The sequence below is a fragment of the Betaproteobacteria bacterium genome, assembly GCA_016720925.1.
Taxonomy (GTDB): domain Bacteria; phylum Pseudomonadota; class Gammaproteobacteria; order Burkholderiales; family Usitatibacteraceae; genus UKL13-2.
Genome location: JADKJR010000009.1, coordinates 119,177 through 141,225, shown reverse-complemented (window position 1 = coordinate 141,225; position 22,049 = coordinate 119,177). Strand labels below are relative to the sequence as shown.

Below are 22,049 nucleotides of genomic sequence, written 5' to 3'. Positions count from 1 at the left end.
AGAATCGCATGACACCGCCACCCGCAGGCCGCCGTGCCCTCGTTACCGGATCGTTTCAAGGCATCGGCCTCGCCATCGCCGAGGCGCTTGCCGCGGAGGGCTGCCACCTGGTGCTGCACGGCCTTGGTACTGCCGCCCAGCAGGATAATGCGCGCCAGGCAGTGCTCGCCGCCGGGGCACTTTCCGTTGCCTGCTTCACCAACGATCTCAGCAATGCACGCCAGATAGAAACCCTGATGCAGGACGTCCTCGCGGCCAGCCCGCTCGATATATTGGTGAACAATGCCGGCATCCAGCAGACGGCGCCACTTGCAGATTTGCCGGCGAGCGTCTGGGACCGCATTCTTGCCGTCAACCTTTCGGCGGCCTTTCACACCATGAAGGCGGCGATGCCCGGCATGGCTGAACGCGGTTACGGCCGCGTGATCAACATTGCCTCGGTGCATGGCCTGGTCGCTTCGATCAACAAGGCGCCGTATGTTGCGGCCAAATTCGGGCTGATCGGCTTGTCGCGCGTGGCCGCGCTGGAATACGCCAGCGCCGGCAGCCGCGAGCAAGGCGGCGTGACGGTCAATTGCATCTGCCCCGGCTGGACCGAGACGGCCATCATCGAGCCGCAAATAGTCACGCGCTCGGCGCTCTTCAATGGCGATCGTGACGCAGGGGCGCGCGATCTGCTGCGCGAGAAACAGCCCAGCCAGCGCATGTCCAAACCGTCCGAGATCGGCCAACTGACCGCGTGGCTGTGCCATCCAATCGCCCACAACATCACCGGCAGCGCGATCCCCATCGAGGGCGGCTGGACCAGTCAATAAGTGTGAGCAGGCGTCACTGACGGGCATCGTGCGCGGCGCAGTTGCGTCCTCACCGTGCTAACCTGACACGTCGATCTGCTGCACCAGAACAAGATGACCAGCGCGTTCCCGGAATTTCCCGACGATTCTGACCTGCCCCGCCAACTGGGCAAGTACACGCTGCTGCGCGTCCTCGGCAGCGGCGCAACCAGCACGGTTTATCTGGCCGAAGATCCGTTCCACCGCCGCGAGGTCGCGGTGAAAGTTGTCAATCACAATAGTGCGGACAAGCCGAGTATCGCGCTCGCGGATTTGGGAATGCGAACCGAAGCGGCGCTGTTGGGAAAACTCAACCATCCGCATATCGTCAAGATTTTCGATGTCATTCATGACGGCGATGATCACTACGTGGTGATGGAATGCGTGGATGGCGGCACGATGGAAAAGCATTGCGAACGCGGCACGCTGCTCGGCCATGAAGCGCTGGTGGACATTGTTTTCAAGTGCGGCAAAGCGCTGGAATACATGAATGTGTTGGGGCTCATCCATCGCGACATCAAGCCGGCCAATATCCTGATCACCACCAGCGGCGACATCCGCCTGAGCGATCTGGGAGCGACGCTGATATCCACGCGTGCCGGCCAGGTCGAGGCTGGCATCGGCTCACCGCTTTACATGTCGCCGGAGCAGTTGCTCGGTCACCGCCTTGATTTTCGCAGCGACATGTTTTCGCTTGGCGTGGTCTTTTACCTGCTGCTTACTGGCGTGCGGGCGTTCGATGGTACGAACATGGAAGAACTGACGACGCGGATATTCAAGGCGCAGCCGAAACCGCCGAGCGAAATCCGGCCCAGCATCCCGCCCGCGCTCGATGCGGTGATCGCGCGGATGATGGCAAAGCTGCCGTCCGAACGCTTTGGTTCCTGGCGCGAATGCCTGGACGCGCTGACCAAAATCGCGCCGGTCTCGCTCAATCAAGGCTATCTGGCCGTCAATCTTTCGAGCGAAAGCGAGCGTTTTCAGTTGCTTCGCGAGTCGACGTTCTTCCGGCTGTTTTCCGATGCGGACCTCTGGTATGTACTCGAGATCGGAGAATTCCGGCGCGTCTATCAGGGTGACGTGCTGATTCGTGAGGGCGATATTGGCGACTGTTTCTTTGTTCTGCTGAATGGCCAGGCGAGAGTATCGAAGCAAGGACGATTGATTGACCTGGTCTCCGCCGGCATGAGCATGGGCGAAATATCCTATGTGCTGGAAGGCCGCGGGCCGCGCAACACCACTTGCACTGTGCTGCTCGACGGCATCGTCTTGCGTATCGCCGATTCCGCGCTGCGCGACGCGTCGGAAATTTGCCGCGCGCGCTTCGAGAAAACTTTCCTGCAGACGATGGCGAGCTGGCTGGTGGATGCGGACAAGCGATTGAGTACGGTGCCCTAACGCGTCCCCGCCACACCCTCACCAATACGCGAAAGTCCAGCACTGGCGCGGCTTTCAGGGCATAAATGCCCCGAACGGCAATCGGCACGCGGACTTTAGACTCTGGCGCAGACCCGAACCGCCAATCTTATGCGCTGCGATGCGCCCCTTCCCGCAACGCCAACAGGATCGTCCCCAGCCGCTGACGGGACGCCGCATCCGGACGCGCAAACCCGAATGCTTCGGCCAGCCACCGGTCGATATCTGCCGCGTTGACGCCCGCCGATTGCCGCGCTTCCATCGCATTCTTCAACGCGCGCAGTTTCAGTTCGCGGCGCGCTGCCTGAAAGGCTGGCGGGGATTCAATGTTGAGCGCGGCTTCCAGTTGCAACAGAACGCCAGCGAGTGCGTCGGCGGAGGTTTTTGCGGCGTCCGCATTGCCCGCCATGGCCGCCTTGAAGCGTCCCTGCAAGGCAGGTTCCCACGCAGCAGGCAGCGCCGCGGCGGCTTGCCAGCGAACATCCAAGCCTTCGTTCGGCTGCGCGGACTCGACTTCCTCGCACATCGCCAATTTCGCCGCCAGTGCATCGCAGGTGACGTGCCAGACACGCTTCGCGCTGCCGGCGAGATGCTGCTGCGCGGTGTCACGCGCGGTGCGAAACGCGGCATCGAGTTTCGCGCCGACCGCACGTGGCGCTTCGCCGCTATTGCGCCATTCGCGGTCGATATCAACCAGCGCGCGCTTGATCTCGGCGGCCGGCGTGTCGGCGGCCAGTGCGGCGAGGCGCGCGATGAGCGCTTCCTTCGCGACCTGATGGGTTTTGAATTCGGCATCGCGCGTCGCATGCACCGCATCGCGCTGCTTGAATACGGCATCGGTCGCGGCTTTGAATTCTCCCCACAATTTGTTTTCTTCGTTTCGTGCCAGCGGCAAACCTTTGGCGTGTTGCTGCCATTCGGTTTGCAGCTCACGTACCTTGGCGATGACATCGCGGGCGGCCGAATCGGCGGCCAGTGCCTTCGCGCGTTCGATCAGTTTGCTGCGTTTCAATTGCTCGACGCGACGCACTTCACGTAACGGTGCATCGAGGCGTTCGGAACTGGCCTTCAGGCGCGCATCGAGGGCATTGCGCGCCTTGTGCGGCACGGTATGTTCCAGCGGTCCCAGCTTGCGCCATTCGGTCTGAAACTGTTCAAGCACTCGCGCCAGCGCGCGCCAGTCCTGCGTCTCGCCTTTTTCGGCGGCGGCCAGCACCACGGCATCGAGTCCGGCAATCAGCTTGTTGCGCGCCTCGAGATTTTCCTGGCGCACGGCTTTCAGTTTGGCCAGATGCGCGGCCACCGGCAGGTGCGCGGTTTTCAGCGCGCCATCGAACCGGAGCCATAGGGTGCGGTTGGTGGCGCCGCCGAGCTTGTCGAGTTCTTTCCAGCGTTCGCGCAAATTGTCGATGGCATCGCCGTGCGCCTTGATGGCCAGCTTCTCGGCGGCACTGGCCTTGGCGAGCGCTTCGGCTTCCAGCACCAGATCGTCGCGCACCCGTCCGCCACCCCAATGCTGCCAGCCCTTCAGGCGCGCCACTTCGCCCTGCACGGCTTCCATGCGCGCCTGCAGTTTCTTGTCCACGCTCGTTGATTGCGCCGCGCCATCGGCCTTGTGCAAGTGCTCTATGGTCTCGGCCAGATGTCCGGCGGCCAGCGCGGCCTCGGCCTGGGCCAGCACCGCCTCAATTTCATCCAGGCGCGTTTGTCGAGCCGCCTTGCTTTGCTCGCTGGCGTGCTTTTTTACTTCTGCGGTTCGCGCCTGACGGGCATCGGTCTGTTCGCGGTGCCATTGTTCAAAGCGCGCATTGAGCGCCGCCGCGACGTGCGCCTCGGCAATCGGAAGGGCTTGCCAGGCGGCAACTTGCGTGCCATCGGTAGCCGCCGGCAAGTTTTCCAGAAACGTCAATCGCGCGTCGGTTTCGGCGGCGAGTTGCAGTGCTTCACGCAAGCTCGCCTGCAAGTGGGCAACCGATAGCACGGACGTCGCCGCATCACCGGCGGTCAGGGAAGCCGAAAGCGACTCCTCGACCGAGGCGCGCGCCGACGTCAGGTCCGCATGTTCCTTTTCCGCGCGCGCCACCTGCATGCAGACGGTATGAAAATGTGTCAGCGCGCGATTCGCCTCGGCCATCCAGCGTTTGGTCCAGAGTTGCTGGTCGCCGCGCTCGCGCGTCAGCGTGGTGAGCCGGGTCCATACCGCCGCATAGGCGGCAATCTGGCTGTCTTCCAGCATGGCGGGACTCAACACCTGCCAGGCGTGATCAAGTTCTACCAGGCGGTTTGCCGGAATATGCGTTTCCTCGACCAGCGCCGATGCGGCATCAATGAGTTGCGCGGCCTGCGCGCGCGCTTCGCGCTCGGCGATCTTCGCTTCCAGGCGTTGTTTGGCTTCACGGTGCACGCGCCGGTCATGATTGCGAAATTCGCGTTCCGCCAGTTTCAGTGCTTCTTCGCTTGCAAGCGCCTGCACGGCGGAAAACTTGATATCGATGAACGGCGCGGATTTCGCCACCGCCAGCAGCGCCTCGTCATTGCCTGCTGCGGCACGCAATTGTTCTTCCCACGGCGTCTTATCCGGCGGCGGTGAGGCAGCCTGTGCAGATGCGGGTGCGGTGGCCTGCGGTTTGTCGGAGGATTCGTCCTTCTTGAATAGCTTGGTGAACATGGTGTGGGTAGCGGTTAAGTAATCCAGAACGCGCATTGTGACATTTATCGCTGCCGATATCGCGCATTGTGGGTGGCAGCGCAAGCTTGGGTATTCGCCGCGAAATGTGTCTGGCGGCAGCACAAAGTCCGCATCCAGCTTGCCGTTTGGGACATTTTTGGCCAGAAACCCTCGCCAATGCTGGATCTACGTGTTTTCGCCAGTATTATAAAAACAGCGCGACCATATCAAAGGCCCAGGAGATCTTCACGAACACTTCGTTCTGACGCCGCTTCGTCTCGGCGCCGCTGTCAATGCTTCGCGAAGTGGTGGCGCCCACGTACACACTGGTGCCGAGGCTGCGCAAATGCCCGTACACCAGCGACAGCGTTTCGGTTTTTTCATTGGCGGTAACCGGCTCCGCATAGAACGCTGATTCGCGTTTGACACTGCTGTACTGGCCGATGAATCGCAGGTGGTCGCGTGCGGTGAAGTGATAGACCGATGTGATCTGCATCGCGCGTTCGCGCAGCGCGATGTCGCTGCCGGTGGCAAGAATGCCCGTTCCCATCACCGATTCATCGATGCGCGGTTCGATTTCAAATCGATCGGACAGCCGCAAAGTTGCGTTGGCGCCGATGTAATAACCGCGACGGATGACGTTGCCGACGATATCCGCGCGGTCACCGATTGCCGTCTCAACGAAAAGGCGCGACAGCCATGTGCCCGGCGACGTTTCGATCGACGCAAATACCTGATCGCGCTTCAACGTGTCCCCTTCATTGCGGATGCGCACGCGCGTATTGGGCCGCCACTCGATGGCGATGTTGGTGTTTTTGTCGGTGGCGAAAAAAATACCGGGCACGGCTTGCCGGTACAGCAGGTTGCCCGCATCGTCCACGGTACGAACGAGATTGACGAAGGGTGACACTTCATGAAAAGGCCCGACATGGTTCCACCTGCGCTGGATTTCCTGGCGCGCATTGGTGTAACCGGCCTGGCCGAAAAAGCCGTTGTCCGCGCGAAAACCGCGGCCAACCTGTTCGACGCCGCCGGACAAGCCCCACGTCGCGTCGCGGTAGTCATAGTCCCCCATCGCGGCATAGTCATTGTCGGGCGTTACCGGCTCGCGCGGATTACGCGGATCCTTGGTGAAGCTGCCCAGAAGCTGGCCGCGCACGCGCGTCTCGCCCGCCGGACGCCAGACGAAATCAACGCCGGCGACGCGGTTGTACGCGGCCGGGTTGCCGGGTGCGCTTTCATAGGTGCGATCGGTCACCAGTCCACCCACCGACAAATTGCCCAGATGAGAGCGAAAGCGGCCAATGGTCGCCTGTGACTTGGTCTCCTGGGTGGCATAGCCGGTGTCGAGCGGGCCAGGCAACAGGATGAAACCCTTGCCATCATCGCGCGCGGTGAGGATCGTGAAGTCGTTGGTTTCATTGCGCCGGGTGAGGCGCGCGCCCCATGCAGGGTCATTGATGGAGCGCGTATAAATGGCACCCGTGAACGGCGACGAAAGTATGTCCGCGCCCTCGAGAAAAAACGGCCGCTTTTCGGGAAAGAACAAGGCGAACTGCGCGCTGCCGCCCAGCTGCGGGGCATCGAGTTCCACCTGCGAAAAATCCGGGTTGATGGTGGCGTCAAAGACCAGGTCCGGCCGCGGGCGGAATTTCACATCGACGCCGGCGACTAAATCGGTCTTGCCGTGCCGAGGGCCATCATTGTGCCGGTCGTTGGCATGTCGCAACGTCATCTGCGGCGTGACGGTGAACTCGGTGCCGACCGGCAGGTTGGTCATGCCCTCAAGTGTTTGTGCGTAACAGAGAAAACAATTTGAGTTGCGCGGGATGCGGGCGTTCGCCAGACGATACTCCTGGTCTCGCGAAATGAGTCGAACGATCTGAATGCTCCAGTTCGGGGACGGCGGACTGGAATAACGCAGCGTTGAAAACGGGATGCGTATTTCGGCGGTCCAGCCGGTTGAATTAACCGCGGTGCGCGCCTCGAATTCGAAGTCGGGCGAAAGGTCCTCGCTGGCGGTGGCATCGTTGAACAGGCCATCACCGATTGCGCCTGCCGCATTGACGCGAAAAATTTGCGCGAATTTTCGCGTGCCCAGGGGGTCGATATGAATGGCGACAAAATCCTGCGTGCCCAGGACCTGATCGCGGCGCACCAATGGCGCATCAATCCTGGCGGGCTGCGGATCAATCGCGGTGATGCCGATATAGAGCGCGTGTTCACCGTAGGCGATGCGGGCTTCGGTGGGAAATTTTGCGGGCAATGCATCACCCGGGCGGTACTCATAGAATTCCGTTATCGGCTTGATGCGCTGCCAGACCGCGTCGTCGAGCTTGCCGTCGATATTGATGGACTCACCGGGCAGGAGCGCGGTGGCTGTGATCGGCGGGTTGCGGCGCTCGGCAGGCGTCTGCGCTGCGGCCGCCAACGCAATTGCTGCCGCGATACATGCCATCGCGATTTGCCGAATGAGTCTGCTCGGCTCTTGTGAGATGCGGATGCTCACGGTTGCCACCTCCTTGTCGAGTACGGCGACGGATTCGTATGGCCAGGTTGATCGGGCGACGCAATGTGGGAGCGAATGCTTCCAGCTACCGACTTCACAAATGAACACAAGCACTGGCGCGGCTTTCCCGGCATTTTTGTCCAGGGAAGCCCGCCAAATGGCGTTCTACATCTTTTTGTTCATTGAAAAAAATCTGCCCACGTGTAGCCCGGGTACAGCGAAGCGAAATCCGGGAGCAATGCACATGAAAGAAAATTCGCTCATCACAACGGGGCCCTCGATTGCGCTTCGCTGCATCGAGGCTACGCTTGCTACGCACGCTTCTTGAACCCTGAGCCAATGAGTGACAGGTCTTGACCGCCGGCGAGTGCATTGGCGAGATATTGAATTGTGAGTTCCAGCTCGTCCGCATTGCGCCAATAGTCATCGATCACGCCATAGTCCGAGTACACCGAACGATTGAATCCGTTTTCGAGATCGTTGTACCAAATCACGGTTCGACCAGCCAGTCCAACCGCCCAGAATCCGTCGCCTGCGTCACCGTAAGGATGTTGTTTCCATTTTTCGGGTTTGATCTGAACACCTCGCCACAAGTGCCGTTGCGTTTCCGTCATGCGCGCACAGCCCTGCGCGATTCGTTCCAGCAGTGCACCCAGGGATATTGGTTCCCAATCCACCATGACCGATGCCCTCCCACAAATTGGGATTAAAACTTACCGCACGTCAATTTCCGCGATCAGCGATTACAAATTACAGCGGAGAACAATATTACGCGTTGCGCTTTTCCAGCGCGTCGATGATCAACGCCGCCGCATTAAAGCCGACCTGCTCGAATATTTCGACAAGACAGGTGGGTGACGTCACATTCACCTCGGTCAGGTAATCGCCGATGATGTCGAGCCCGACGAGGGTAAGGCCGTCGGCCTTCAATTGCGGACCGACTGCTTCGGCGATTTCGCGATCACGCGGCGAAATTGCTTGCGCGACGCCGCGCCCGCCGGCGGCGAGATTGCCGCGTGTTTCGCCATCCTTCGGGATGCGCGCGAGGCAGAACGGCACCACATTGCCGTCGATCACCAGCACGCGCTTGTCGCCTTTGGTGATCTCGGGAATGTAGCGTTGCGCCATGATGGTTTCGCAGCCATTGATCGTCTGCACTTCAATGATGGCGTTGCGATTCGGGTCGTCCTTGCGCACGAGAAAAATCGAGGTGCCGCCCATGCCATCGAGTTTCTTGACGATGACGTCACGATGCTCATCGACGAATGCATGAATACGGCCCATGTCGGCCGTGACCAGCGTGGGCGAAGTGAAGCGCTCGAATTTCAGGATCGCGAGTTTCTCGTTGTAGTCGCGCAATGCATTCGGCCGGTTGACGATGCGCGCGCCCTGCTGCTCGGCGAGGCTCAGCAACAACGTCGAATAAAGGTATTCCTGATTGAAAGGCGGGTCCTTGCGCATCAGCACCGCATCGAAAAAGGTCAGCGGCTGCGTGTTCGACGATACCTCGCGATACCAGGCATGATTGTCACTGGAAACGTCGAGGCGATGCGCGTTGGCGCACACTTGCCCGGCGGAAAAGATTTCGTGCGCTTCGAATGCCCACACTTCGTGGCCGCGTCTCGCGGCTTCGCGCATCATGAAGACGGAGGAATCCTTGTAGGCCTTGAGTTTTGCCAGCGGATCAACGATAAAGGCAAACTTCATGCGTCAATCCGCGGAGACGGCCATCGGCCGGATCAACGTAGGGGGAGCCGAAGAAGTTAAGGGCAGGGTACCCTTCGACATCAACCGTTTCCGACAGCGCCTGCCAGTTCCTTGGCTGCCGCCAACATCGCCAGTCTGCCCGACCACGCCATAGGTATAAAAACGATTCGGTGGCGCATCCGGCATGCCGGCGCAATCGGGCGTGTGACAATCGGTTTCGAACGCGAGCGGCACGAAGCTCATGCCGCGCGAGTTGAGATTCTCATCCACACCCCGATCGGTGTTGATGCGATAAAAGCCGCCGACCACGAACTGGTCGATCATGTACACGACGGGCTCCGCCACCGCGCCATTGACGCTTTCAAAGGTGTGCACGCCTTCCTGCACGATCACCTCGTTTACTTCGAGGCCTTCCTTCACCACCGCCATTTTGTTGCGTTCCTTGCGGTTGAGCCCGCGCACATCCTCGGGCGAACGCGCCGTGAGGATGCCCATGCCGTAGGTGCCGGCGTCGGCCTTGACGATGACGAACGGCTTTTCCTTGATACCGTATTCGTCGTACTTCAGCTGTGTTTCGTGCAGCACGGCTTCCACATTCGCCGCAAGGCATTCCTCACCCTCGTTGGCGCTGAAATTCACCTTGCCGCACTGGCTGAATACCGGGTTGATGAACCAAGGATCGATGCCGATGATTTTCGCAAAATCTTCGGCGACATTGTCGTAGGCGTGAAAGTGCAGCGTCTTGCGGCGCGTGGTCCAGCCGGCATAGAGTGGCGGCACAACCGGCTGCTCCAGGCGTTTCAGCAGCTCGGGCACGCCAGCCGAGAGATCGTTGTTGAGTAAAATCGCGCACGGCTCGAAACCGTCCAGCACCAGCTTGTTACCGACGCGCCTGATCGGTTCCAGGACGAGCCTCTCCCCATTGGGCAAATCGAGCGTGGTCGGCGCCGTGATCTCCGGCAGTAGCGAACCCACGCGCACATCCAGGCCCGCGCTGATCAGGATTTTCCGGATCGCGGCGACATTGGTGAGATAGAACAGATTGCGCGTGTGGTTTTCCGGAATCAACAGGAAGCGCTGCTTGTCCGGGCAAAGCTTTTGCACGGCCGACATTGCCGCATGCACGCACAGCGGCAGAAAATCGGGATTGAGATTGTTGAAGCCACCCGGAAACAGATTGGTATCCACCGGCGCCAGCTTGAAGCCGGAATTGCGCAGATCGACCGAGGAATAAAACGGCAGGATGTTTTCGTTCCACTGCCCGCGAAACCAGCGCTCGATATCGGGCATGCTGCCAAGAATCTTCTTTTCCAGGTCCAGCAGCGGACCGGTAAGCGACGTGGTGAGATGTGGGACCATGATTATCCGATGTCAGTGAACTAACGACTATAAGTGCGTCCATCATTGGTCGTTTCAAGGCCGTTCAGTTTACTCCCAAAGGATGTCTGTTTTTGTGACGAATTTTCACATGACAGGTGATAAAATTTCCCCATGCGAATCAAGGTCAATCCGCGGTTACCCGACAGCATCAGAAATGGGTAATTTGTTTGGTTCGCCCGTCTTCACCGCCAGCCTGCTGTTGATTGCCTCGAATGTTTTCATGACCTTTGCCTGGTACGCGCATCTGAAAAATCTTTCGGGCAGGCACTGGTTCCTCGCGGCGATGGCGAGTTGGGGTATCGCGCTGTTTGAATACCTGCTTCAAGTGCCGGCGAATCGCATCGGTTATACCCAGATGAACCTGGCGCAACTGAAAATATTGCAGGAAGTCATCACGCTGTCGGTATTCGTGCCGTTCGCTATTTTCTATATGCAGGAACCATTACGTTGGAATTACCTGTGGGCCGGGCTGTGTTTGATGGGCGCGGTTTATTTTATCTTCAAGAGTTAACAAGCATGGTGACTCCGGGCAGTAGGCGACGAATTCCGGGTTGACGTTCACACTTCCTATAGGACCAATGCCTCCCGGGCCGAGATCGTTCGCGTTGCCCAGGATGACAAACTAAAAATGCACATTCATATCCTCGGTATCTGCGGTACCTTCATGGGCGGTATCGCCGTCCTCGCGCGCGGGCCGGCCACACAGTGACTGGTTCCGACCGGAACGTTTATCCCCCCATGTCCACGCAACTGGATGCGGCGGGCATTGAATTGCACACCGGCTTCGACGCCGCGCAACTCGACGAATTCAAGGCGGATCTCTACGTTGTCGGTAACGTGATGACGCGTGGCATGCCGGTCGTTGAGGAAATGTTGAATCGCGGTCTGCCCTACATTTCCGGCCCGCAATGGCTGGGAGAAAATCTCCTCTACGGCAAATGGGTGCTGGCCGTCGCCGGCACGCACGGCAAGACCAGCACCAGCGCGATGCTGGCGTGGATACTCGACTACGCCGGTGTCGGCCCGGGTTTCCTGATCGGCGGCGTGCCCACCAACTTCGGTATATCCGCCCGTGCGCCGCAAGGCGATTCCCCTTTTTTCGTGATTGAGGCCGACGAATACGACACCGCGTTTTTCGACAAGCGCAGCAAGTTCGTGCACTACCGTCCGCGCACCGCCATCATGAACAATCTTGAGTACGACCACGCCGATATTTTTCCGAATGTGGAAGCAATCGAAACGCAGTTTCATCACCTGGTGCGCACCGTGCCCGCCAACGGACTCATCGTCAGCAATGGCCGCGACGAACACGTTCAGCACGCGCTTGCCAAAGGCTGCTGGACGGCGACAGAAACTTTTGGTCCGGGGGCAATGTGGGACTTCCGGCGCGGTGAACGCGATGCGCAGTTTCATGTGCTGCTCAATAACGAAGACCGCGGCATGGTCGATTGGAGCCAGATGGGCACGCACAGCACACTAAACGCGCTGGCTGCTATCGCAGCGGCGCGGCACGGTGGTGTACCGGTCGCGCTCGCCATCGAGGCGCTGAACACATTCACCGGCGTGGCACGTCGCATGGAAATAAAAGGAGAGATTGGCGGCGTGACCGTTTACGATGATTTCGCCCATCATCCAACCGCGATTCAAACGACGGTCACAGGTTTGCGTAAACGCGTCGGTGACAGCGTGCGAATCATCGCCGTGCTGGAACCGCGTACCAACACCATGAAGCTGGGCGCGATGAGTGCCGCGTTGCCGGGTTCACTCACCAATGCGAACGTGGTATTCGTTTATGCGAATAATCTTGGCTGGGACGTCGCCAAGGCGTTTGAACCAATCGGGACAAAGACGGGAATATTTGAAAATCTCGACGCGATGGTGAACGCGATTGTGGTCATGGCCCAGCCTGGAGATCATGTTTTGGTCATGAGCAACGGCGGGTTTGGTGGCGTGCACGGGAAGATTTTAGCGCGACTGGCGGAGCGGGAGATGAAATTGGCGGCGGCATAGCGATAGAAAGCGCGGATCGCCATTTGGCGCGGGTTTTGGGGGTAAAGTGGTCTGGGAGGCGCGCCCATTGCTGAGTTGGCTGATCGAGCTGTCATTCCCGTGAACACGGGAATCCACGATTCACATAAGGCCACGGCTTTTCTTTTTGCCACGACGGAATGCTGAGGGACTCCGGCTGACGCCTGTCGCAAAACGCAGAACGATGGTCTTTAGTGCTGTCCAATAACAAGCAAAAAGGCCCGCAAACGCGGGCTTTCCAATTCAATCAAAAAACGAATTTCAAAACGGAATATCGTCGTCCATATCTTCAAACTTCGCCGCGCCACCCTTGGGCCCGCCACCCGGTTTCGAGGAAGAACCCGCTGAAGGTCCGCTTGGTGCGCCACCGGAAGACTGGGCGCCACCCGATGAGCGCGCATAGTCCCCGCCGCTATCGCCGCCCATTCCTTGCCGCGACCCCAGCATCTGCATGGAATCCGCGATGATCTCGGTCGTGTATTTATCCTGGCCGTCCTTGTCCTGCCATTTACGCGTGCGGAGTTTGCCTTCGACGTAAACCTGCGAGCCTTTTTTCAGATATTCGCCGGCGATTTCGGCCAACTTGCCGAAGAACGAAATGCGATGCCATTCTGTGGCTTCCTGTTTTTCGCCGCTCTTGTCTTTCCAGGTCGACGTGGTCGCAATCGAGATGTTGGTGATTGCGCCGCCGTCGGGCATATAGCGTGTTTCTGGATCACGACCCAGATTGCCCACCAGGATGACTTTATTGACTGATGCCATGAGACTTCCTTCCATGTAACGATTGGTTTTGGAGGAGAGGCTTTGCCGCTCCCCACACGAGTGCGACTCGTATTCCGATTGAGCCGCGCGAGCATTGTGCCCCAAAAAAGAGATGCGGGGGGAAACCCGAAAGCGTTAAAATGACCGGTTGCCCTTTTGTTTGCGCATGGGGCCGGTTGCCTGCGTTTCCGCACCCCTATGCATCAAGGCCTTAGCCCGTTTTCTTCATAAGAAATTCATGGAATTCATCAAGATCCGCGGTGCCCGCACCCACAATCTCAAGAACATCAATCTCGATTTGCCGCGACATTCGCTGGTGGTGATCACCGGCCTGTCCGGCTCGGGAAAATCTTCACTTGCGTTTGATACCTTGTATGCCGAAGGGCAGCGGCGCTACGTGGAATCGCTGTCGGCCTATGCGCGGCAGTTCTTGCAGTTGATGGAAAAGCCGGACGTTGATTTGATCGAAGGGCTGTCGCCCGCCATTTCGATCGAGCAAAAAGCAACCTCGCATAATCCGCGCTCCACCGTCGGCACGGTCACCGAGATTCACGATTACCTGCGTCTGTTGTTCGCACGTGCCGGGACGCCGTATTGTCCCGAGCATCAACTGCCGCTGGAAGCGCAGACGGTATCGCAGATGGTGGATACGGTTGCCGCACTGCCGGATGGCACCAAGCTCACGTTGCTGGCCCCTGTGGTGGTGAATCGCAAGGGCGAGCATCTGGATATGGTCGAGGAATTCCGCTCGCAGGGATTCGTGCGCTTGCGCGTCGACGGCAAGGTGATCGAGATCGATGCCTTCCCCAAGCTCGACAAGATGAAGAAACACACCATCGAAGTGGTGGTGGATCGCCTGAAGGTTTCACCCGATCCGGCGACGGGTTCGCCGCAGGCGTTGAAACAGCGCCTCGCGGAATCGTTTGAAACCTGCTTGCGTGTGGGCGAGAGCAAGGCCATCGCGGTCAACATGGAGACGAGCAAGGAAATCCTGTTCTCATCAAAATTTTCCTGCCCGTCCTGCGACTATTCGATCTCCGAAATGGAGCCGCGGTTGTTTTCGTTCAACAATCCGATGGGTGCATGCCCAAGCTGCGATGGCCTGGGCCAGATCACGTTTTTCGATCCGAAGCGAATTGCCGCCTACCCGGGATTGTCGCTCGCGGGCGGCGCGATCAAGGGCTGGGACCGGCGCAATCAGTTCTACTTCCAGATGCTGCTGGGGTTGGCGCAGCACTACCAGTTCGATATCGACAAACCCTTCGACCAGCTTTTGCCGGAAGTGCAGCAACTCATTCTCCAGGGCTCCGGCAAGGAAAAAATCTCGTTCAAGTATCCGGGCGAACGCGGCAAGCCGATCCTGCGAGAAGAGATTTTTGAAGGCATCGTGCCGAATCTGGAACGGCGCTATCGCGAAACCGATTCGCTGGCCGTGCGCGAGGAACTCGCCAAATACATTTCGACGAAGAGCTGTCCGGACTGTGCCGGCACGCGCCTGCGCATCGAGGCGCGTCACGTGAAAGTCGGCGATAAAAATCTGCATGAACTGTCTGCCATGGCGCTGAAAGATTCCAGACGCTGGTTCGACGAGGTCAAGCTTTCGCCGCAGAAAATGGCGATCGCCGATCGTATCCTGAAAGAAATTACCGCGCGCCTCACGTTCCTGAATAACGTCGGCCTGGACTATCTATCCTTGGTGCGTTCCGCCGATACGCTATCCGGTGGCGAGGCCCAGCGCATTCGCCTCGCCTCGCAAATCGGTTCCGGCCTGACGGGCGTGATGTATGTGCTTGACGAGCCCTCCATCGGCCTGCATCAGCGCGACAACGACCGCTTGCTGGAAACTTTGAAACGCCTGCGCGACCTGGGCAATTCGGTGATCGTGGTCGAACACGATGAGGATGCCATCAATTCCGCGGACTACGTGGTGGACATGGGCCCGGGCGCGGGAACGCACGGTGGCCAGGTGGTGGCACAGGGCACGCCGGCCGAAATAAGGAATGCCTCGGAGTCACTGACCGGCCAGTACCTGTCAGGCAAGAAAGCGATCGCGATTCCGAAGAAGCGCACCAAGGTCGACCTGAAAAAACTCCTGACGATCAAAGGTGCGTCCGGCAATAACCTGAAACATGTGCGATTCGATTTGCCCGTGGGCGCGTTCGTGTGCATTACCGGCGTATCCGGTTCAGGCAAATCCACGCTCATCAACGACACGTTGTACAAGGCGGTTGCACATCACATCTACGCGTCTTCCGATGAACCTGCGCCGTTCGAAGTCATCGAAGGGTTGGATCATTTCGACAAAGTCATCAACGTTGATCAGTCGCCGATTGGCCGCACGCCGCGTTCCAATCCCGCCACCTACACCGGACTGTTCACGCCGATCCGCGATCTGTTTGCCAGCGTGCCGGAATCGCGCGCGCGCGGTTATGGCCCGGGCCGCTTTTCGTTCAACGTCAAGGGTGGCCGCTGTGAAGCTTGCCAGGGCGACGGTGTCATCAAGGTGGAAATGCATTTCCTGCCTGACGTTTATGTGCCGTGCGATGTCTGCCACGGCAAGCGCTATAACCGTGAAACGCTGGAAGTGCATTACAAGCACAAGAACATCCACGAAGTACTCGATATGACGGTCGAGCAGGCCTACGAGTTCTTCAAACCGGTGCCGGTAGTGGCGCGGAAGTTGCACACTTTGCTTGATGTCGGCCTCGGCTATATTCGCCTCGGCCAAAGCGCCACCACGCTCTCCGGTGGCGAAGCGCAGCGCGTGAAACTCTCGCTGGAGCTTTCCAAGCGCGACACTGGCCGCACATTGTTCATTCTTGATGAGCCGACCACTGGCCTGCACTTCCACGATATCGATCTGTTGCTGAAAGTACTGCATCGCCTGCGCGATCACGGCAATACAGTTGTTGTCATTGAACACAACCTCGACGTGATCAAGACCGCGGACTGGATGATCGACCTCGGCCCGGAAGGCGGAGATGGCGGCGGCGAAATCATTGCGCAGGGAACGCCCGAAGACGTCGCGCAAGCACCGCGAAGTTTCACCGGCCGGTATCTTGCGCCGCTACTCGGAACACCAAAAAAGCGTGTCGCCAATACAACACGCTGACAAACAAACCAGTCACGTCGCGCACTTTCCACAAAAGTTCACAAATCCTTTCTGACCCGCGTGTTACCTTGCGTCCGCTCTGCAAGACAAAGTGCGACGCAGGGTAACTATATTCGCAACCACACAACAACGTTCCATAGACGTTGTCCGTCAGAAAGGAAACCATGAAGAGAATTTCTCGTGTCACCGCGCTTGCCTGCGCATTGTCGTCCGTCGGCGTGTTGGCTGATCCGCCGAAGGAAGACGGATTGTGGCGGGGTTCGCTCGCTGCCGGCCTTGCGGTCGCGTCGGGCAATACCAAATCAACCAATTTCAACATTGGCGCCGACGGTTTGCGCGCCACCAAGGAAGACAAGATCAGTCTGTTCCTGACCTCCCTTTACGGCAGCCGCGATGTGGCCGGCAGGACCGAGAAGACCGCCAACCTCACGCGCGCCGGCGCGCGCTACGACTGGAATCTCTCCGATCGCTCATTCGTATTCGGCACGCTGGAAGCCGAGCAGGACAAGATCCAGCGCCTCGACTCGCGCATCGTGTTGGGCGGCGGGTTCGGCTACAAAGTGATCAAGGAAAAGGATACGTCGTGGGATTTGTTTGGTGGCGTGGTTTACAAGAAAGACAGGAACACCGTAACGCTGACCACATTGACGCCACCGCCGCCGCGGACCTTTGATTCCAAAGTCAGCAACAATTCAACGGAACTGTTGCTCGGTGAAGAATCGAATCACAAGCTGAGCGAATCCACATCGTTCAAACAAAAGCTGACCCTGTTCCCGAACATGACGCGCTCGGGTGAATACCGCGCCCAGTTCGACTCGGGTCTCGTAACCGCGATCGCGAACGGCATCAACTTGCAGGTCACGCTGTCAAACCGCTACAACAGTGAAGCACCTGCGGGCACCAAGAAGAGCGACACACTTTTGTTGACCGGTATCAACATCGCGCTGGGCAGCAAATAGCCGATTCATCGCGCATATCGGCATATGAAAAGCGGGCGGCCTGTGCAATACACGCCGTCCGCCTTCATTTGCACGATTCTTGATCTGAATAATCGACAGCCCGCGGCGGTCCAGGGGCATAATATTTCATACTGCAATTGACTGTGCATCTCGGGGAAGGAGTCGAATTGACGATATCGAACAAAGGTCCCGGACAGGAGCGGCCATGAAAGCCCGCATCATGGTCGTGGATGATCACGCCATCGTCCTGCATGGTTTGAAACAACTCATCAATGATGAGCCGGATCTCGATGTCTGCCTGCAGGCCGAATCGGCCGAGGAGGCATTGCGTATCCTCGCGCGGGAACGCCCGGACATGTTGGTGACCGATATTTCCCTTCCTGGATTGTCGGGTCTGGACCTCGTCAAGAAAATGACGGCGCTTTATCCGAAGGTTCCGGTACTGGTGCTGAGCATGCACGACGAGCTGGGACACGGTGAGCGCGCCTTTCGCGTCGGCGCAAAAGGCTATCTGGTCAAGCAGGAAGCAACCGAAAAGGTCATCATTGCCATTCGCAAGATTCTTGCCGGTGAGGTCTATCTCAGCGAACGCATGCAAGGCGTCCTGTTGCAGAAGGTGCGCGGCAAAGCGTCCACGCAACCGGTGTCGGTGCTGTCCGCGCTCACCGATCGCGAGTATGAAATTTTCCGGCTCATCGGGCTCGGTCTCGGATCGAGCGAAATTGCCGCCAAGCTGGTGCGTAGCGTGAAGACCATTGAAGCGCATCGCGCCAACCTGAAGAAAAAACTCGGGTTGCGCAATGCCCATGAGCTGAACCGGTTCGCAACGAACTGGGCGGAGCGGGAACGGGGTTAGCCCCAAGAATAACAGGACAATATTGGCGAAACTCTAGCACTGGCGCGCTTTTCATGGCACAAACGCCTGCGAAAGCTCGCCAATGCTAGAGTTTTTCCAATCGCTCCGCCGCCCTCGCCAGCGTCTCTTCCTTCTTGGCAAAGCAAAAGCGCACCACGCGATGATCTTCTGCCTCGCGATAAAACGCTGAAACCGGAATGCACGCCACGCCCATTTTTCGCGCGAGCATCGCCGCGAATTCCGCTTCGGATAAGTGTTCGAACTCCGGCAGATGCGCATAGCTCGCCGAGACAAAATAGGTTGCCCGGGAAGGCTGCCATTGGAAGCGCGACGCCTTCATGTGCCTCAAAAAGAAGTCGCGCTTCGCCTGATAAAAATCAGAAAGCAGTTTGTGTGTGCCAAGCCGAATGTAATGCGCGATCGCGTGCTGCGAAGGCGTGTGCACCGTAAACACCACGAACTGATGCGCCTTGCGAAACTCCGTCATCAACTCTTTCGGGGCGAGACAGTAGGCGATCTTCCAGCCGGTGACGTGATAAGTCTTGCCGAACGACGAGATGACAAACGCGCGCTCGGCAAGATCCGGGAATGACGCCACGCTCAAGTGTTTCTCGCCGTCGTACACCATGTGCTCATAGACTTCATCGCTGATCAGCATGATGTCCGTGCCGCGTAGCAAGTCCGCCAACGCTTCCATGTCTGCGCGCGGCCAAAGCGTTGCGGTAGGATTGTGTGGCGTGTTGATCATGATCGCGCGCGTGCGCGGCGTGATAAGCGCACGCACGGCGTTCCAGTCGGGCCGGTAATCGGGAAACGCCAGCCGCGCATACACCGGCACGCCACCATTCAAACGAATCACCGGCTCGTAGCTGTCGTATACGGGCTCGAAAATGATGACTTCATCACCCGGATGCACGATCGCCGTGAGCGCGGTCTGGATTGCCTGGGTGGCGCCGGCGGTGATGGTGATTTCCGCGGCGACATCGTATTGCCGGCCATACAACTCGAATACTTTCTTCGCGATTTCCTCGCGCAATTCAAGGATGCCGGTCATCGGCGGATACTGGTTGAAGCCCGCGCGCATCGCCGCATTCATCATGTCCAGTAAACGCGCGTCACAGTCAAAATCGGGAAAGCCCTGCCCGAGATTGACCGCGCCGACTTCCTGTGCGAGGGCCGACATGGTGGTAAAGATGGTGGTGCCGACGCGCGGGAGTTTGGAGACAGGCGGTTTCATGCGAGCATAATAGCAGCGTGATTGCGATCGACCACATCGACCATTTCGTCCTTACTGTCGCCAGCATTGACGCCACCTGCGCGTTCTATTCTCGCGTGCTCGGAATGGACGTCGCACGTTTCGAATCGATGGGCACGCCACGTGTCGCGCTCACGTTTGGCAATCAAAAAATCAATCTGCATCAAGCCGATGCCGTACCCGATCCGAATGTACTGAAGCCCACGCTTGGCGCGGCGGACTTCTGCCTGATCACAAAGACGCCGATGGACGAAGTTTGCGCGCACCTCGCGCGGGAAAACGTGGTGGTCATCCTCGGGCCAGTGCAACGCACGGGCGCGAGGGGAAAGATTCTCTCGGTTTATGTTCGCGATCCGGATTTGAATCTGGTGGAGATTTCGAACGATCTTGCCATATAGCAAACTCGATGACCGGCGCTGAAATCATTGGGAGCGCGCGGCTATTCGAGCCCCGCGGGCTTGCGCTGATTGGGGCCGGCAAGACTGCACGCCCACGAGAGAACATTCGCGTTTATTGAGCCGGGAACGACGTCCTCGAATTTCCAGTCAGGCTCCGGCCGGGATTTGGTCTGCAACAGGATGTCGCCCTTTCCCATCGGCTCCGAGTACTGGATAATTCCGATCACGGCATTACGCTGAATGTCGCAGTCATACGCGATACGCAGCTTCTCTGAAGTGTTGCTGATTGGCGTGCCTGGCCGATCCTTTTGCGGCGATTGCAGCCGCCATGCCAGGACAAGACGTTCATATTTTTTCACCTCGCATGGATCGAGGTAGAACTGCAGCGCGTCGGACTGCGCAACCAGTTGCCATCCGCAAGTTCGATCGATGAGGTCCCGCGGTCGCGGAACCTGGGAATCACTCGCCAGCTCATGCAGCGGAACCTTCTTTGCCTCCAATGCTTCCTGTAGCCAGTCGGACGGCGCGGCGAAGTTGAGATTCTGCGAAGACTTTACATAAAATGAAGTAAGCCCCAACAGTTTGCCTTGCTCGTCGAAAAGGCCTCCGCCGCTCGAACCCGGCGATATGGCGGCGTTCGTTTGAATAGTAGGTACATTTTCACCCGCGACATTTCTGAGTTGTGAAACGATGCCATCCGAGATCGAGAGTTCGAGGCCGCGTGGCGCGCCAACGGCAAAAACCTTCTCGCCGATTTTCAGGGTTTGGACAGAACGCATTGGCGCGACCGGCAGATCGGCCTGCGCGGTAAGGATGCAGATATCCCTTTTTTGGTATTTTCTCAATACCTCCGCCGGCGCCGTGCGTTCCCCGCGGATAATGGTCAGTGTTCGATCCTCGCCGACCAAATGGCAGTTGGTCGCAATCGTTACCGTTGTTGAAAGGCTCGACTCGTCGCGCGCGATGACAACCCCGCTTCCTTGCGCGGAACCGTCTATCTTATTGATGACGACAATCGACGGCGCGACCTTTTCAAAGACGCTCTTTGCATTTTGACCGTACGCAACGGATGCGAGTCCGGCGACGGTTAACGCGGAACAAATATGCACGCACAAAACGCCCATGACCCGCACAGTACGGCCCTTCAAGAGAATTCTTCCATTGCCGATTCGGTTACTTCCTGATCCAGCCATTGCAAATGATTCGCTCAAAAATGCTCTCGGCAAACACACGGACAACTTTATCAGACAGCGCGACAATGGGCGCGATGGGCTATATTTTCATGGTCGAAGATAATGATCCGCATTTGAATCTGATGCAGGGCGCGAACTTTTCGGCAAACATCAAACTCAAGCACTAGCGCGCGTTTCCGAACCTTTTATGCCCGGGAAGCGCACCAAATGGCAATCTACGATAGATTGCAGTATGAAACTAGCGCGCTAACTCGATAACAGCTTTCCTATCCGGTCGAGGCACCTGGCGAAAAGGCTGAGCATCGGCCATGACGGAAACGCACGTGCAAGTTCTCGCTATTCCGTCAAGTGCACCCTGCCCGAGCTAAGAGCCTGCTCCAGGGAAAAGAGCGATCTTAAAAAAAAGCCAGGCATGCCCGGCTTTTTTCATTTCTCGTTGTTCAGCGAATCTTACTCGCCTGTCGTTTCCGTCTTCGGTGCTTCCGAAATTTCCGGACGATCCACCAGCTCAACCAGTGCCATCGGTGCATTGTCGCCGACGCGGAAACCGAACTTCAGGATGCGCATGTAGCCGCCGTTGCGGGCTTTGTAACGCGGGCCAAGTTCGTCGAACAACTTGGTGACCATGTCGCGATCGCGCAGGCGGTTGAAAGCGAGGCGGCGATTGGCCAGCGTCGGTTCCTTGCCCAATGTAATGATGGGTTCGAACACTTTGCGTAGCGCCTTGGCTTTCGGCAGTGTGGTCTTGATGACTTCGTGCTTCAACAATGAATTGGTCATGTTGCGAAACATGGCCAGGCGATGCGACGAGGTTTTATTTAACTTCTTTAATCCGTGACGATGTCTCATGGTTATTTCCTTTTGGTCTCTTGGCCGTTTTGCTTAAATACTTAAGCCAGCCTTGTTATCGTTATGGGTTTGAAGAATGAAAATCTACGCTTCAATTCCCGCTTAATTACCTGACTAAGCGGAA

Annotated in this window: 16 protein-coding genes and 2 pseudogenes; 9 read left to right on the top strand and 9 right to left on the bottom strand. The window is 58.1% G+C overall.

The features are described from left to right. Positions 1 to 8 precede the first annotated feature (8 nt). Positions 9 to 815, top strand: a complete 807-nt coding sequence (locus IPP88_14775; GenBank protein ID MBL0123928.1) for an SDR family NAD(P)-dependent oxidoreductase — start codon at positions 9 to 11, stop codon at positions 813 to 815. A gap of 93 nt (positions 816 to 908) precedes the next feature. Next, positions 909 to 2,231 (top strand): protein kinase, encoded by a 1,323-nt coding sequence (locus tag IPP88_14770; protein MBL0123927.1) that lies wholly within the window; start codon positions 909 to 911, stop codon positions 2,229 to 2,231. Positions 2,232 to 2,358: 127 nt separating this feature from the next. On the opposite strand, the gene IPP88_14765 is transcribed toward IPP88_14770, so the two are convergent. The 5 genes and pseudogenes from IPP88_14765 to gshA all read right to left on the bottom strand — a co-directional run bounded on the left by IPP88_14765 (position 2,359) and on the right by gshA (position 10,492). Continuing rightward, on the bottom strand, positions 2,359 to 4,917 hold the full coding sequence (locus IPP88_14765; protein ID MBL0123926.1) for a DUF349 domain-containing protein: 2,559 nt from the start codon (positions 4,915 to 4,917) through the stop codon (positions 2,359 to 2,361). A 205-nt stretch (positions 4,918 to 5,122) separates the two neighbouring features. Next, positions 5,123 to 7,426, bottom strand: coding sequence for a carbohydrate binding family 9 domain-containing protein (locus IPP88_14760; protein ID MBL0123925.1), 2,304 nt, complete (start codon positions 7,424 to 7,426; stop codon positions 5,123 to 5,125). 311 nt (positions 7,427 to 7,737) lie between these two features. After that, positions 7,738 to 8,106, bottom strand: a complete 369-nt coding sequence (locus tag IPP88_14755; protein ID MBL0123924.1) for a hypothetical protein — start codon at positions 8,104 to 8,106, stop codon at positions 7,738 to 7,740. Between the two features lie 88 nt (positions 8,107 to 8,194). Beyond that, the gene (gshB, locus tag IPP88_14750) at positions 8,195 to 9,133 is read right to left on the bottom strand and encodes a glutathione synthase (protein MBL0123923.1); all 939 of its coding nucleotides are present in this window, start codon (positions 9,131 to 9,133) and stop codon (positions 8,195 to 8,197) included. 80 nt (positions 9,134 to 9,213) lie between these two features. Continuing rightward, a pseudogene (gene gshA / locus IPP88_14745) lies at positions 9,214 to 10,492 on the bottom strand (glutamate--cysteine ligase). Positions 10,493 to 10,667: 175 nt separating this feature from the next. On the opposite strand from gshA, the gene IPP88_14740 reads away from it, so the two are divergent. After that, positions 10,668 to 11,024 (top strand): DMT family protein, encoded by a 357-nt coding sequence (locus IPP88_14740; GenBank protein MBL0123922.1) that lies wholly within the window; start codon positions 10,668 to 10,670, stop codon positions 11,022 to 11,024. Between the two features lie 117 nt (positions 11,025 to 11,141). After that, a pseudogene (gene mpl / locus IPP88_14735) lies at positions 11,142 to 12,523 on the top strand (UDP-N-acetylmuramate:L-alanyl-gamma-D-glutamyl-meso-diaminopimelate ligase). Positions 12,524 to 12,802: 279 nt separating this feature from the next. Here the strand turns inward: mpl and ssb are convergent. Next, positions 12,803 to 13,303: a single-stranded DNA-binding protein gene (gene ssb / locus IPP88_14730; protein ID MBL0123921.1), complete on the bottom strand. Its 501-nt coding sequence runs from the start codon at positions 13,301 to 13,303 to the stop codon at positions 12,803 to 12,805. Between the two features lie 238 nt (positions 13,304 to 13,541). Between ssb and uvrA the strand changes: the two genes are divergently transcribed. From uvrA to IPP88_14715, 3 genes are all read left to right on the top strand, one after another. Continuing rightward, positions 13,542 to 16,415: an excinuclease ABC subunit UvrA gene (uvrA, locus tag IPP88_14725; GenBank protein MBL0123920.1), complete on the top strand. Its 2,874-nt coding sequence runs from the start codon at positions 13,542 to 13,544 to the stop codon at positions 16,413 to 16,415. A gap of 164 nt (positions 16,416 to 16,579) precedes the next feature. Continuing rightward, positions 16,580 to 17,374: a DUF481 domain-containing protein gene (locus IPP88_14720; GenBank protein ID MBL0123919.1), complete on the top strand. Its 795-nt coding sequence runs from the start codon at positions 16,580 to 16,582 to the stop codon at positions 17,372 to 17,374. 205 nt (positions 17,375 to 17,579) lie between these two features. Further along, positions 17,580 to 18,230 (top strand): response regulator transcription factor, encoded by a 651-nt coding sequence (locus IPP88_14715; protein ID MBL0123918.1) that lies wholly within the window; start codon positions 17,580 to 17,582, stop codon positions 18,228 to 18,230. An 85-nt stretch (positions 18,231 to 18,315) separates the two neighbouring features. Here the strand turns inward: IPP88_14715 and IPP88_14710 are convergent, their stop codons facing one another. Next, positions 18,316 to 19,467 (bottom strand): aminotransferase class I/II-fold pyridoxal phosphate-dependent enzyme, encoded by a 1,152-nt coding sequence (locus IPP88_14710; protein MBL0123917.1) that lies wholly within the window; start codon positions 19,465 to 19,467, stop codon positions 18,316 to 18,318. Between the two features lie 20 nt (positions 19,468 to 19,487). On the opposite strand from IPP88_14710, the gene IPP88_14705 reads away from it, so the two are divergent. Further along, the gene (locus IPP88_14705) at positions 19,488 to 19,883 is read left to right on the top strand and encodes a VOC family protein (protein ID MBL0123916.1); all 396 of its coding nucleotides are present in this window, start codon (positions 19,488 to 19,490) and stop codon (positions 19,881 to 19,883) included. 41 nt (positions 19,884 to 19,924) lie between these two features. On the opposite strand, the gene IPP88_14700 is transcribed toward IPP88_14705, so the two are convergent. Continuing rightward, positions 19,925 to 21,031, bottom strand: a complete 1,107-nt coding sequence (locus IPP88_14700) for a trypsin-like peptidase domain-containing protein (GenBank protein MBL0123915.1) — start codon at positions 21,029 to 21,031, stop codon at positions 19,925 to 19,927. Between the two features lie 50 nt (positions 21,032 to 21,081). Here IPP88_14700 and IPP88_14695 point away from each other — a divergent pair, with 50 nt between their 5' ends. Beyond that, positions 21,082 to 21,243: a hypothetical protein gene (locus tag IPP88_14695; protein MBL0123914.1), complete on the top strand. Its 162-nt coding sequence runs from the start codon at positions 21,082 to 21,084 to the stop codon at positions 21,241 to 21,243. Positions 21,244 to 21,526: 283 nt separating this feature from the next. On the opposite strand, the gene rplQ is transcribed toward IPP88_14695, so the two are convergent. Continuing rightward, the gene (rplQ, locus tag IPP88_14690) at positions 21,527 to 21,925 is read right to left on the bottom strand and encodes a 50S ribosomal protein L17 (protein ID MBL0123913.1); all 399 of its coding nucleotides are present in this window, start codon (positions 21,923 to 21,925) and stop codon (positions 21,527 to 21,529) included. Positions 21,926 to 22,049: the final 124 nt, after the last annotated feature.